This is a genomic window from Caulobacter sp. FG7 (genome assembly GCF_057808875.1).
The window spans coordinates 183,309-196,955 of record NZ_JBMDIW010000003.1 but is presented as its reverse complement, the minus strand read 5'-3'; the positions used below and the strand labels follow the sequence as shown (position 1 = coordinate 196,955).

Below are 13,647 nucleotides of genomic sequence, written 5' to 3'. Positions count from 1 at the left end.
GGCCGGCTGGGCAGACTCTACATGCCGGACGCTGACTTGTTTCCAAATCGTCCAAGCGTTGCTCTAGCCAAAACAGCTAGTGTCCTAAACAGCCAGGCCTTTGGTCCAGCCGGAACTGACAAGTTGATCGCCGTCAGCCGCGCGAATCCCAGAGGCGAGGGCAGCTAGGCCGTCGTTGCGCCCTTCGCCCAGGCGAGTTCCGCCTTGGCCAAGAGCGCTCTGTGTCCAGGCCGGGAGATCAGGTGGGGCTGAAGGTTGAAGGTGTTGTAGATCGGTCCATGGGCGGCGAGGAAGCGCTGGGCTGAGCCTTGAGATTTGACCTTCCGCTGCTTTCGCTCTCGTCGCCGGATGCGGAGGTGTAAGTTCTCGGCTCGATTGTTCCCTCGCATCCCGCCAGGTCGATGGTGTTGCCGCTGGCCGAGCGCCTTCGTCGCGGCGTGGTACGGCACCAGTCTGTCGTGACGATCGCTTGTAGTGCGACACCGGTGTTGCGGAGCAGGCGACGCAGAAGCTTCGGCGCCAGCCTCTTGTTTCGGCGCTTCTGTACCAGTGTGTCAAGCACTTCGCCCTCGTCATCGACGGCGCGTTCGGCCATCAATCCTCGACGTCTCGAACACTTAGCAAGAAACGGAAATAAAGCCGAACGGCCTGCTGGATGACCGCCGACGGAAACCGGTGACGCTTGAATGATATCGGCTTCACTTGATCTCCGCCTTTTCGGACTGCGGCCGCGGTAGTGGAGATAAAGCTAGCGTTAAAATGTCAGCATGGACGGCCGAGGATCACACCGAGATCGAGGACTGAGCCATCAAGTTCGGCGGCTTCGACGGAAATAACGAAACGACGCAAACGAGCGTCGCGATGGTGCTTGTCGAGAAGATGACCGGTCCGCGCGCTTCGCGCTAAGCGACTTCAAATCGCATGTCCCGACCTTGGGCTTGGCCAAGTTGATGTTCGCTGTCGACGGTTTGCTTACCAGCTTTCTCGCTGTACCGCGCCGCCAGTAAATCCGAAAAATAAGGGCGGGCTTGCTTTCCTATCCTCGCAGGCGGACGAACTACCTGCAGCAGTTCACTTGCGTCGCCGACAGAGCGCTTCCCCCGCAGTTGTAGCAAGCGTTTGCGGTGTATCCGGTGCCCATGAACGGTCCGTTTTCATCACCTGACGCGCCGTTGATCATACGGTCAGTGAAGAGTTCCATTCCAAAAGCCGCCCATAGCTGTTCCTCGACCAAACGGTCGGTAACCTCGGAGTGTTCGTCGTGTTGCGGACGAAAGGCCAGTGCTTGCATTGTTAATTTCCAAGTGGCGTTCTGCGAACACTGATATGGAGCTAGGCGCTTGGCAATCGCAATTCTAGTTGCGGCCGTCACGAAATCGTTGACGCGCGTGGCGCCAACCGGATTTGTGACAGGCTGGGAAGGTCGGGTTTCAGAAGTCTCGCTGCGGTATAGGCTATACCCGCCTTTCCTTGGAACAACCCGGAAAACCCAATCTCCGCGATGAGCGCAGGCGTCTCGTGGGGGTCTAGCGATGGAAGCCGTCGCAGCACTGTGAAGACTTGCTTCCTCGCCTCGAAGCTTAAGTCCGCCCAAGCCGGGTCACCAGCGAGGTCGATGAAAAGATCGACAGACCCCATGACGCCGCAACAGAACCGGTAACTGAGATTTTGATTGGGGATCTTCAACTGTGCAATGATATTTTCCAGGGCTTCCTGACAATCCGGCTGCCAGACGCCTTTCAAAGTGAGTAGTCCTCTGACGAAACCTGGCTTTCCGTTGCACCAACTGTCGTTCAAAGGTTGGGCCGCCAGGCCGAAACGAAAGTCCCCCCAGAAGCCCTGACGTATCAGAAGGTCAGTCGGATACCGCGCGGCAGCTTCCAACAACGCCGCGAGGGCCACTCCCTCAACCTCGTTCGCCCGACGTCTTGCCGCCTCGAGCGCCGCGACGATCCCGGCCCAGCCATGCGCGAATCCGAGGAGCGCCTTCGACTGGCCGGGGATGATCCATCCCAAACCGCTTTCGCAGGGAACGGCCGACTTCAATAATCTGGCAGCGGCCTTCTGCTGCACAGCTGTCGCGAGAGCAGCGAAGTCATCGTTCGACATCGACGACAGAACGGCTTCGCACCCCACCATGAGCCCGGCCGAACCGCTCAAAATGTCGAAAGATCTATCCACTTCGATGGCTTGTGACGCAGCTTTCAACAGCGGAGCGATGTAGCGTCGCAAGAACCGCCAGCGCGGTGAGAGATCCTGAAGCCTTGAAAAGGCGACAAGATCGCCGCCCAGACCTGCAAGTCCGAGAAGGCTTTGACGCCCGATACGATCTCCAGCTTCCGAGTCTCGTAGGCTTCGCGCCCAAAGATCGGCCTGAACGTCGAGAAAACGCTCCAGACGGTCGCATTCGACGTGTGGTGCGGCGGCGCTTTCCACAGCCTGGAGCCCCACCAGAATGCCCCAACTTCCACTGAATAAAGTGGACTCGCCAGCCTCTGCTTTCAGATCGGCTTCTGACGAACCTCCGGCAAGAGCGAGCCACCGGGCCGGTGAGCTGCGTGCTTCGAACGCGCCGTCCATGATCGAATCTGCAAGGTGGCTGAGTTCACGCGCCAAGCTGAGATCATCGATAGCAGGTGTGGCGCCGTGATCGCTCCTTTGGCGCCCGAAGTCTTGGGGGGCGAACGCCGTAAAGTCGCGTAAAGCCAGGGAGAGCAAGGTCGCCTGTTCTGAGACGTCGCTTGGTTCGAACTCGTTCAGCTTCATCCGAGCATACTCCTTGCCACTCACGGCGAATGCGTCAGTGACGAGGCCGGTGGATGTCATGATCGATCTTCGTCCAGCACCATAGGAAAAATATGGAATGTCACCACGGAGCAACTGGCGGATCTCGTCTGCCGTGATCTCGTGAAGTTGGGGAGCGAAGGGGCTGTCCTGAGGTACACCCAGGTGCAATTGAAAGAGGTCAGCCTCTAGGAGCGCTGCATCACGCAGAAAGCGGGGTTGCCGCATTCGATCGAGTATTTGATAGTAAAAGTCCGTGTCTCTAGCGATAAAGCGTAGTCGACAATCGTCATCTAATGTGAGCCGAAATGACTCCACGTTCTTGCTGATATTTGAAACCGCTTCTCTGAAGGCGGTGACTACGGATTTGGCAAAAAGCTGACGCGCAGGGCGCTCGGAATCCGCCTCATGTACCGCTTTTTCGGCTGCCCCCTCAGACCCGACCACAACAACCTGATCGTCGCGGATTGCAAATCCCGGATGAGGCACGCCGGCCGTCCGGTCGCCGCGCTGCGTGAAGCCAGCGAAGCCAACAAGCTTTGCATTATCGCTAATATTGCCTCGAAATAGGAATGTGGAATTGATGGAATGCCGGCGCCAGGGACGGTCATATAATGATGGAAAACCTGCGACCGGTGCCGTTAGCAAGGTCTCAAGATCCAAAATTCGCACCCCGCCCTCACCGAGGTGGACGTTCTCGAAATGCAAATCCGTCGCGTTGAGCAACCAGAGAAGCGCCGTGGCCTTGCCCGCTTCCGGTCCGATGCGATCAACCGGCGCGGCGTTCGTAATGACGTCCTCAGCCCAACCGTAGTCTCCCGCGTCAACGATTTTTATGGGATCAAGGCCCACCGCCTCTCGGATGCTGCCGAAGTGGTCGTTGAAAGCCTTTTCGATCGCCATGGGCTTAGGCTTGTAGATTAAACTCCCGCCCCCCTGAAAAGTCAGGCGCATAACGCTCCGTCCGTCATGATGCGGATCGGATAGTCCTGGAGCCACTGACGCGAGCCTCGCGTCGCGTTTCACGCCGAAGCTCTCGAACAAGAGATCTCGATCTGCACCGAGGCGCGAGCTTAGTTCTGCTGCGGATTCGACTTGCTGGCGGTCAACCTCTGACAACCAACGCAGAAGAACTGGAAATTCGCTCGCCAGCGCGGGCCATAAGTTGCTTGTGCCGCTAAAACTTGAGGCCCAGACAGAATAGGACGTATTGGCCCGGCTATAGGAAAGGTGCAGTACAAAGCGAGCGACATCGCGTAAACGCCGTACGTAGTAGGTCACGAGGGCGTCTATGGCGCCCGATGAAGCGTCTGGACCAAAAAGCTTGCTTAAGCGCTCGGCCATCCGACCCGCGGCTAACCGGAACGGAGCAGCGTATACCTCAGTGGAACAAAAGGTTTCGATCAGACCGGAGATCGTGGGCGTCCAAGTCTCTTCTTTGCTCCCCACTAGGACGTCGAGAAAACCGGCCCATTCAGGATTCGGTCCTTTCTCGTGCTGTATGTACTTCTGGCTAAGTTGATCGGTCAGACTGCGGAGGCGGCCCTCCAGGTCGGGACGGTCTTTCAGCTGGGGGTTAAGATACCGCTGGTGAAGCAGTTCGGCCTCGACGGTGGATCCACCGGTTCGCTCATGGAGGGCGGCTCCCCGATACAGACTTTCAGCAGATAGCCCTTGATGCACTTCAAACCCCCGCCCGCGACCCAATTAACAATTACAGTGATCATTGAAATGCGTTCGGTCCAGCTGTTCTTGCATGTGGCGGCGTAGGCTTCCGAGTATCCCTGTTTGGGTCAGATTGGCCGGTTTTCGCGGCTCTGAATGTCAGCTTTCTGGAGCTGACCCAACGTCCGCTCCTGGCGCACGGTTTCCATCTGGTCCGCCCGCGCGCGGGCCCGTGCAGGCGTATTGTGCTTGAGGTCGCACTGGACTACTCAGTCGTTCAGCCGGGATGAGCGTGGCCTCCCGGAAACAGGCGGTCCCCGCCCAAGAGTCGCGCCGAACCTGAATTCTCAGGACGGCGACGCGTGTCTGAAGACCAGAAGGCAACACCCACCCTTGGCGACCTGACCAAGGTCTTTGGCCGCATAGGCCTGATCAATTTCGGCGGTCCTGCCGGCCAGATTGCTCTGATGCACCGGACGTTGGTCGATGACCTGGCCTGGGTGAATGAGGAGGAGTACCTGCGGGCGCTGAACTTCTGCACCCTGCTGCCAGGCCCCGAGGCCCAGCAGCTGGCGACCTATATTGGCTGGAAGCTGCAAGGCGTGAGGGGCGGCCTGATCGCCGGCCTGCTGTTCATCATCCCCGGCGCCCTGGTCGTGCTCGCCTTGTCGGCGCTCTACGCCTACGCCGCCCACGTCGATCTGGTGACCGCAGCCTTTCTGGGCGTGAAGGGGGCGGTGCTGGCCATTGTCGTGGAGTCCCTGATGCGCATCGGCCGGCGCGCCCTAAAGGACTGGCCGCGGCGCGCGATAGCCTTGGCGGCGCTCCTGGCCATCGCCGTTTTCCAGGTTCCATTCCCGCTCGTGGTGGCCGGCGCGGGCGTGGTCGGCGCCGTTCTCGCCCATCTTGGCGTCGTGAGCTGGGGCGCCGGCCCGACCGCCGATCGCCCCCGCGATCCGCTCGGCCCGCTCGTGGCCCATGCGGCGCGAACGGCGGCGGGCTGGATTGCGATCTGGACCGGACCGATGATTTCGGTCGCCCTGCTGCTTGGTCCAAGCCACGTACTGTTCGAAATCGGGCTGTTCTTCTCCAAGCTTTCACTCGTCACCTTCGGGGGCGCCTACGCCGTGTTGACCTACATGGCCCAGGAGGCGGTCAACACCCATGGTTGGCTGGCCGCGCGCGAAATGGTCGATGGCCTGGGCCTCGCCGAGACCACGCCGGGACCGTTGATCTTGGTGACCGAGTTCGTCGGCTTTCTGGCGGCTTTCCGGGCGCCCGCGCCTTTTGCGCCTTGGCTGACGGGCGTGCTGGGCGCGATGATCGCCCTTTGGACGACCTTCGCGCCGTGCTTCCTATGGATCTTCGCTGGCGCGCCCTTCGTCGAGCGATTGTCTTCGGCCCCGCGCCTCCAGGCGGCGCTGGCGGCCATCACCGCCGCTGTCGTCGGCGTGATCGCCAACCTGACGATCTGGTTCTCGGCGCACGTGCTCTTCACGCGGTTTTGGCGCCTAAACGCGCCATGGGGCGAGATCGCTTTGCCCGACCTTGCCTCATTGAGCCTAAGCGCCGCAGGCCTCACCACCCTTGGGGCGCTGCTCCTCTTCCGGCTCAAGGCGGGCGTCCTGACCACCCTTGGGGTTTGCACCCTGGCGGCCATCATCCTTTCCATCTTCCGTAGCGTAGGAGGTTTCTAATGACGTCTATCGATCTTGACCGCCGCCAGATCGTCACCGGTGTCGCCGTCGGCGGCCTGGCGCTCCAGGCCGCAAGCGCGGCTGCCGCGCAGCCGCCGACAACCCCGGCGTTCACAGCTCAGGCTCTGCCGTTCGATCCCAAGGCTATTACCGGCCTCTCCGAACGCCTGCTCGTCTCCCACCACGACAACAACTATGTCGGGGCGGTCAAGCGCCTGGGCGCGATCCGTGGGCAGCTGGCGGGCCTCGATCTGGCGACTGCTCCGGGCTTCCTGCTCAATGGCCTCAAACGCGAAGAGCTGATCGCCTGGAACTCGATGATCCTGCACGAGGTCTATTTCGCGGGCCTTGGCGCGCCCAATCGGCCGGGCAAGGCCCTGGTCCAGGCAATCGAGCGCGCCTTCGGCTCGGAAGCCAAGTGGCGGGACGAGTTCGCCGCGACCGGCAAGGCCCTCGCCGGAGGCTCAGGCTGGGTGCTGCTGACCTGGAGCCCGCGCGACAACCGACTGGTCAACACCTGGGCCGCCGACCACACCATGACCCTGGCCGGCGGAACCCCGCTCTTGGCGCTCGACATGTACGAGCATGCCTATCATCTCGACTACGGGGCCAAGGCCGGCGCCTATGTCGACGCGTTCATGGCCGCGATCGACTGGGGGCATGCCGACAAAGCGTTCGCTCGTGCGTTGGCCTGACTAGTTCGTCCTCAAGATGCAGGAAGAACTCGGCGAGCTGACGCAGGTCTGGAACCTGGCGACCGGCCGGGGACGACCGCGTGGGCGAACCGACGTGGAGCTGCGGAACAGCCTCGCCGACGAGGCCGCTGATCTCCTGCGGCATGTGCTGCTGTTCGCCCAACGCCAGGGTCCGACCTTTCGGCGGCGGTGAGCCGCAAATGGCGCTTCTCGCCGGATGGTGAGCCGCGAGCGGACTAGACGCTAGCGCCCCAAGGCCTCGATGAACCATTCGCGCAAGGCCGCGACGTCGGCGCGGTCGGTCAAGGCTGGCGCGCAGGCGAAATGATAGGTCTCGCCCGGCAGGGTTTGCTCGAACGGCGCGACCAGCAGGCCCTGAGTCAGCGCGTCGGCGGCGATGACTAGACTGACGATGGCGACGCCCTGGCCAGCGATGGCGGCCTGCAAGGCGTGAAGGCTATCGGTGAACCTTAGGCCGCCGTCGGTATCGAGACCCGTCACGCCAGCCTGCGCGCACCAGCGCGGCCAATCAGGCGAGGGTCGCGGGGCGATGCGACCGTCGATGTGGATGAGGCGCACGCGCGCGAGCTCTTCTGGTTTCTTCAGGCCAAGGCTCGGGCTGCAGACCGGCGCGAACAGGTCCTGACGCAGGGCGCTGGCTGCCACGCTGGGGAAGGGGCCCTTACCATAGCGAATGGCGAGGTCCACGCCGCCTGGGCGCAGCTCGGCCCACTGGTCGGAGGCCTGGAGGCGCAGTTCCAGATTCGGAAAGCGGTCCTGCAGCTCGGCCAGTCGCGGCACCAGCCACTGGCTCAGAAAGGCCGGCGTCGCCGACAGGGTCAGGATTGGCGTGGCGTGCGATCGCCGTATCCGAGCGACGGCGCGATCGATCTCGGCGAAGCCGGACGAGGTCGCGTCATGCAGAACCTGGCCTTCCGGGGTGAGGCTGACGCGGCGCGGGTTGCGGTCGAGCAGTCGCACGCCAAGGTGACTTTCCAGCTGACGCAGCTGATGACTGATCGCCGTGGGGGTCACAAGCAGCTCGGCGGCGGCGTGCTTGAAACTGGCCAGCCGGCCTGCGGCCTCGAAGGCGCGCAGGGCGCCCAGCGGTGGAAGATTGAAGGTCGCCATGCTGAGTTCAATTCATCTTTTGCTGAGAACTTCGATTTTGCGCAGAGGCCTGGGCGAGAACAAGCTGCGTTGGGATCATCTCCAGGAACGCTAGCGCATGCCTCGTCTCATCGCCGGTCTTATCGACGTCTTCGCCGACACGCCCTTGAGCGGAAACCCGCTGGCGGTGGTGGAGGGCGGGGCTGCTCTGGACGACGCCGTGCTGCGCCGGATCGCCGCTGAGCTCAATCAGGCCGAGACGACCTTCATCCAGGCCAGCGACCGCGCCGACTGGAAGCTGCGCTCGTTCACCGCCAACGGGTCCGAGGTCGGCGGCGCGGGGCACAACGCCTTGGGAGCGTGGCTTTGGCTGGCCCATTTCGGCCAGCTGGGCGACCTGACGCATGAGACCACCTTCCATCAGGAGATCGGTGGCGTGGTGCTGCCGATCGTTCTGCAGAAGCGGGGCGGTCGCTTCCATGGACGCATGACGCAGGCCCCTTTGCATCTGTTGGAGCCCCTGGTCGACGCCAGCCCTCTCGCGCAAAGCCTGGGCCTGGCGCCGACCGACATCGTGCCGTTCCCGCCGCCCAGGCCGGCCGACACCGGCGCGGCGCACCTCATGGTGCGGGTGCGCGATCGAGCCAGCGTCGACCGCTGCGCGGCGCACGCCGGTCCGCTGCTGGCGGTGCTGAAGCCCACGGGCGCTGAGAGTTGCTACGTCTATGCCTTCGACGAGGCCGCGCCGGGAACCGCCTATGCTCGCTTCTTCAATCCCACCGTGGGGCTGTGGGAGGACGCTGCGACCGGAACGGCGGCGGGACCGCTGACCGCCTATCTCGGCGCTTCCGGCCTGCTCGGACCAGACGCTGGACTGGTCATTGAGCAGGGGGTGAAGATGGGGCGGCGCAGCCTGCTCAGCGTGAGGCTTAGGCCTGGCCCGGAACTGTCCGGCTCGGGCGTGGTCGTCCTGCGGGGTGAACTGGAGATCTAGAAGATCAGCGCATAGGGAAGCCGAAGGCCTCGAGCCCGTCTCGCAGACGCCTGACTCCATGAACGTCGTGTTTCTGGAGGCGCGCTAACGGCGGTTTCTGGCGCGACATGGTCGCAAGAGCAGACCTTCGGGATCGGCGGGGACGGTGGCAAGCGGACGTTCAGAGGCGTCTCCCCGTTCGCCGAAGCCGGCGCGGTTGAAGAGGGGCGCCGGTCAGAGCGCGACAAAGGCTTGTGCCACAGAGCGCTCGGCGGCTAGGGAACCGGCGTTGCGGAAGGTCGCGGCCAATGCTGACTGGTAGGCGACGAAGTCCGCGTCGAGTGGCGCTGGACGCCAATGCTGACGATCGACCGTGTAGCGGGCCACATCCTCTGGGGCGCCCGTGGTCTGGGCCAGGGCCTTGGCGGCGACGGCCGGGTGATTGTTGGTCCACGCCGAAGCATCCCTGACCCGCGCCAGGTAATCCCTGAGCAGCGGCCGGCGCTCGGCGATGGCCTGTTCGGAAGCGACCTGCAGCAGGTAGTTGCGCACCAGCCCAAGCCCATCGACGCCCAGGCGGACTGGATCGTGCAGCAGGGCCGCGCCGATGAACGGCGGCCAGGTCGCCCAGCCGTCGACCGCGCCGGCGCCCAGGGCTGCCTTGCCCTCGGCCGGTGACAGGAAGGCCCAGTTGACGTCGGCGGACGAGAGACCAGCCTTCGCCAAAGCCCGCAACACCAGGAAGTGGCCGGCCGAGCCGCGCGCGACGGCGATCCGCTTTTCCTTGAGGTCGGCCGGACCATGGATGGTCGATGTCTTGGGAACCAGCACCCCAGAGGCGCCGGCTATGTCTTCGGCGCGCTGGGCCTGCACGGCCTTGACGGCCTTGCCGGCCTGGTAGGCGAACTGGAAGGAGGCGTCGCCGGTGGTGGTTACGTCGACGGCGCCGGCGGCCATAGCCTCCAGTACCTCCTGGCCGGTGGCGAAACTGCTCCAGGCAATCTCGTAGGGCGCACCGGCCATGACGCCGGACGCCTCCAGCGTAGCGCGCATCGGCCCGGTCAGAGCGCCGACCCGCAGAACGGCCGAGGGAGAACGCTTGCACGCCGCTAGCAAAAGGGGGGCGCCCAGGATGGAGCGGCGCGAGAGTTGGATCGTCATCAAAGCCTCACTACGGTTTTGCCCAGGCTCTTGCCGGCGATCAGATCGACGAAGGCCTGCGGGGTCGCGTCCAGGCCCTCGCGCACCTGTGTCTCTGTCTGGATCGCGCCGCTACGCAGCCAGTCGCCGATGCTGCGCTGGAAGGCGGGCCAGAGGCGCTGATGATCACGCACGTGATAGGATTTGAGCTCGACCTGCGAGGTCATCATCCGCCAGGTCCAGGCGCCGGCCCGCTCCGAGAAGGGCGTGGCGCTGTCGTAGGCCGAGACCATGCCACAGACCGCGACTCGGCCGTGGGGATTGATCAGCGACAGGGCCGCGTCCAACTGGGCGCCGCCGACATTGTCGAAATAGACGTCGAGGCCGTCGGGCAGGGCCGTCGCCAGGCGCTCGCGCCAGTCGGCCTGCTTGTAGTCGATCACGGCCTCGATGCCGGCCACGTCCGCCAGCCAGGCCTGCTTGTCCGTCGAGCCGACGGTGGCCACGGTCCGGCAACCGATCAGCCGGGCCAACTGGACGGCCAGGCTCCCGACCGACCCCGCGGCCGAGGAGACCAGGACGCTTTCGCCAGGCCGGGCCCGCGCGACCTCGATCAGGCCGACATAGGCGAAGAAGCCGCCCACCCCCAGCGGTCCCATGTGCCATTCCAGCGGATCCTCGCCGGCGACGATCTTGCGCGTTTCTTCGCCACGACCGACGGCGAAGTCGCGCAGGCCCTGATAGTGGCCGACGAGTTCGCCGGGCGCGTAGCCGGGGTGGCGGGACTCCACGACCTCGCCGATCGAGAAGCTGTGCAGCCCGGCGTTCAGGGGCGCGGTTCCGTTGGCGAAGAACACCCGACGTACCGGGTCGATCGACAGAAGGCGGTTGGCGATCAGGAACTCGCCTGGCGCGAGGCCGGGCAGGGCGGTTTCAGCGACGGCGAAGTCTGCGGCGCTCAAGGGGCCGTCCGGACGGCGGACGATGTGCACCTCTCTGGCGGTGCGGGGAGTGGACGTCATGGCGGCTCTCGAGAAGTCGGGGGGAGGGGCGGTCGATGGGATAAAGGCTGGACGCCGCCGCTCCGGGGACGGCGGCGTCCGAAGCCGGCCTCAGAAGCTGTGGCGGACCTCGAGATAGACTGTGCGCGGGTCCGTCCAACTGGCCGAATAGAAGGTGGCGTAGGCCGGCGAGCCGTTGGTCGTGCCCAGGCCCGACCAGACGAGGTAGCGGCGGTCGAGAAGGTTGCGGCCGCGCAGGGCCGCCTTCCAGGCGCCGTCGGGGCTCTTCCAGCGAAGGGCCGCGTCCAGGAAGGTCTGCGGCGGCATGCGGTTGTAGGGGCTGTTGGCCGCGGTCAGGAAGGTGGCGCCCTGGTAGGAGAGGTCGACGCCCAGCGTCAGCTCGCCGGGCAGGCCGACAGGCAGGCGGTAGTCGCTGGCGATCTTGCCCTGGAACTTTGGCGCGTTGGGCAGCGGCGAGCCGGAGTGCGCTGAGGTCGGCACGATCGCGCCGCCTGCCAGCACCACCTGGCTGTAGGCCCCCCGATAGGTGTCCAGCTCCGTGTCCAGCCAGGAGGCGGTGGCGTCTAGGCTCCAACCGGCCGTCACCTGAGCGGCCGCTTCGAGCTCAATGCCGACCGAATGGCCGTCGCCGGCGTTGAAGCGCCGGCTCATCGCCGTCAGCGGGTCGTAGGCGCTGATCTGGATGTCGGCGAAGTCGTTCCAGAACACCGCGCCGTTCAAACGCACCCGCCCGCCGGCCAGATCGCTCTTTACGCCCGCCTCGTAGGTGGTGACCTTCTCGGGCGCATAGGGCGTCGTGGCCTGGCGCCAATTGGAGGGGCTGTTGGCGCGGAAGTCGAAGCCGCCCGACTTGGCGCCCTGGCTGATCGAGGCGTAGGCCTTCACGCCTGGGGCGGCCTGGTAGGTGGCCGACAGCCTAGGCAGCAGCTGGGTCCAGCTCTTGTGGGCCTTCACATGCCAGGCTGTCGCGGCCGGCGCGCCGTAGAGGATCGCCAGCTCTTCGGCGACCTGCGAGACGTCGGTGACCGTGAAGGTGTGGTCGCCGCCGGCGATCAGCCAGCTCAGGGTCTGCTTGGTCGTATGGCGTTCGACATTGTAGCGAAGGCCGCCGGTGAGGGTCAGGCGCGGCGTCAGGCCGTAGTCGGTCTGGACGTAGGCGGCGGCGTTGTAGGTCTTCTGGTCGATGGCGGCGTGGACCGGCGTGAAGACGATCCGGTTTGGCGAGCCGTAGAAGGTGGTCGAGGCGTTGACGTTGCGCCGGGTGATCCAGTCTTCGTAGAGCAGGTAGACGCCGGCCACGACGCGGGCCTTGCCCGCCGTGCCGCTGAGCTTCAGGTCCTCCGACCAGGCGTTGTCATAGTAGCGCAGCGGCGATGAATTGCGGGCGAAGCGGTCGCCGGTGTTGTCGTAGTTGGCGTGGTCCTCGAACACGCGCCAAGCCGTGACGCTGGAAACCTGCCAGTTTGGAGCCGCCCTATAGAGCGTGGTCGCCGTCACGCCGGCCTGCCGATAGCGGTTCTTCGGGTAGATCGGCGAGTTCAGCGCATACTTGTCGGCGTTGAGCAGGTTGCCGTAGCCGCGATTGAGGCTGTCGTCGGCCGTGCCGTCGATGGCCAGGGTGATGTCGAGATCCTCTGTCGGGGTGAACCGCAGCTTGGCGCGGGCCTGGGTCAGGGCGATGTCGTTCTCGCGGCGGCCTAGGGTGCGGTTGTAGTCGGTCCCGTCGCGCTGGTGTCGGCTGATGGCGAAGCTGCCATAGACCCTGTCCTGGACGATCGGGCCGCTGACGAGCCCGCCCAATTTGATCTCGTCGAACGAGCCGTAGCCGGCCAGCAGTTCGCGTCGGACCTGATTGTCGGGAACCACGGTGGTCAGGCGCACCGCGCCGCCCTCGACCTGGTGGCCAAGGTGGATGACCGGGCCGCGGTCGATCTGGATGTCGGCGATGTCGAGCAGCTCCTGCATCGCCCCCAGATTGCGGGTGATGTAGACGCCGTCGACGAAGGTGCCGACCGAGGGTTCGCCCTGGGCGTCCAGCTCGCCGATGCCGCGCAGGAAATATTGGGCGGCCGAGTAGCTCATGGTGTTGCGCGGCTGGTAGAGGTTGGGCGTCAGGTTGACGAGGTCCAGGGTGCTGGCCACGCCCCGGCGCTCCAGCACGTCCGCCGTCAGCACCGAGATCGAGGCCGGTTCGCCCTGGGCCAGGGCCGCCTTGCGCTCGGCTTGCTTGGCGGCGGTCACGACCACGCGATCAACCTCCGCCGAGGCGTCGGGCGTGTCCGCAAGGTCAGGGGCGGCCGCGTGGGCGGCCGAGAGGCTGAGAAAGGCGAGCGCAACGCCCGCAATGAGGCGGCGTTTGAGGCGCGGACGCGCCGGCGTTTGGATTTGTCGCAAGGTGTCCCCCAGAGCTGGTTTCGGCTTGCGGCAATTCCACGGTTGGGGTGGTGCGATCAAACGATTATGTTGAATATAAATTATTGAATTATAAGGGTAAAATGATGAATTGGCGTGCGAATGCGCTCCCGGCGCGGCGCGGCGGAAGAGCGTGGTCATTGCGGCGG

9 protein-coding genes and 1 pseudogene are annotated in these 13,647 nt (G+C 64.4%); 4 read left to right on the top strand and 6 right to left on the bottom strand.

All coding sequences use genetic code 11. The annotated features are described in order from the left end of the window. Positions 1-164: 164 nt before the first annotated feature. Together ACODR1_RS04030 and lanM are read right to left on the bottom strand one after the other, a co-directional pair. Positions 165-702: pseudogene (locus ACODR1_RS04030) on the bottom strand (DDE-type integrase/transposase/recombinase). Positions 703-1,368: 666 nt separating this feature from the next. After that, complete coding sequence (lanM, locus tag ACODR1_RS04025) at positions 1,369-4,467, bottom strand: type 2 lanthipeptide synthetase LanM (protein WP_488879292.1); 3,099 nt, start codon at positions 4,465-4,467, stop codon at positions 1,369-1,371. 344 nt (positions 4,468-4,811) lie between these two features. On the opposite strand from lanM, the gene chrA reads away from it, so the two are divergent. The 3 genes from chrA to ACODR1_RS04010 are packed head-to-tail and all read left to right on the top strand — an operon-like array spanning position 4,812 to position 7,034. Beyond that, the gene (gene chrA / locus ACODR1_RS04020; RefSeq protein WP_488879291.1) at positions 4,812-6,146 is read left to right on the top strand and encodes a chromate efflux transporter; all 1,335 of its coding nucleotides are present in this window, start codon (positions 4,812-4,814) and stop codon (positions 6,144-6,146) included. Further along, complete coding sequence (locus ACODR1_RS04015) at positions 6,146-6,841, top strand: superoxide dismutase (RefSeq protein WP_488879290.1); 696 nt, start codon at positions 6,146-6,148, stop codon at positions 6,839-6,841. The genes chrA and ACODR1_RS04015 overlap by 1 nt, the downstream gene beginning before the upstream one ends. Positions 6,842-6,857: 16 nt before the next feature. Further along, positions 6,858-7,034 (top strand): nucleoside triphosphate pyrophosphohydrolase family protein, encoded by a 177-nt coding sequence (locus ACODR1_RS04010; protein WP_488879289.1) that lies wholly within the window; start codon positions 6,858-6,860, stop codon positions 7,032-7,034. Between the two features lie 50 nt (positions 7,035-7,084). Here ACODR1_RS04010 and ACODR1_RS04005 read toward each other — a convergent pair whose 3' ends face one another. Beyond that, complete coding sequence (locus tag ACODR1_RS04005) at positions 7,085-7,972, bottom strand: LysR substrate-binding domain-containing protein (protein WP_488879288.1); 888 nt, start codon at positions 7,970-7,972, stop codon at positions 7,085-7,087. Between the two features lie 97 nt (positions 7,973-8,069). Here ACODR1_RS04005 and ACODR1_RS04000 point away from each other — a divergent pair, with 97 nt between their 5' ends. Further along, the gene (locus ACODR1_RS04000; protein ID WP_488879287.1) at positions 8,070-8,945 is read left to right on the top strand and encodes a PhzF family phenazine biosynthesis protein; all 876 of its coding nucleotides are present in this window, start codon (positions 8,070-8,072) and stop codon (positions 8,943-8,945) included. Positions 8,946-9,158: 213 nt separating this feature from the next. Here ACODR1_RS04000 and ACODR1_RS03995 read toward each other — a convergent pair whose 3' ends face one another. The 3 genes from ACODR1_RS03995 to ACODR1_RS03985 all read right to left on the bottom strand — a co-directional run bounded on the left by ACODR1_RS03995 (position 9,159) and on the right by ACODR1_RS03985 (position 13,333). After that, positions 9,159-9,977, bottom strand: a complete 819-nt coding sequence (locus ACODR1_RS03995; RefSeq protein ID WP_488879286.1) for an ABC transporter substrate-binding protein — start codon at positions 9,975-9,977, stop codon at positions 9,159-9,161. Positions 9,978-10,084: 107 nt separating this feature from the next. Next, a complete protein-coding gene (locus ACODR1_RS03990; protein ID WP_488879285.1) occupies positions 10,085-11,086 on the bottom strand; it encodes a zinc-binding dehydrogenase in 1,002 nt (333 codons plus the stop codon). A gap of 90 nt (positions 11,087-11,176) precedes the next feature. Then, positions 11,177-13,333 (bottom strand): TonB-dependent receptor, encoded by a 2,157-nt coding sequence (locus tag ACODR1_RS03985; RefSeq protein ID WP_488879284.1) that lies wholly within the window; start codon positions 13,331-13,333, stop codon positions 11,177-11,179. Between the last annotated feature and the right edge of the window lie 314 nt (positions 13,334-13,647).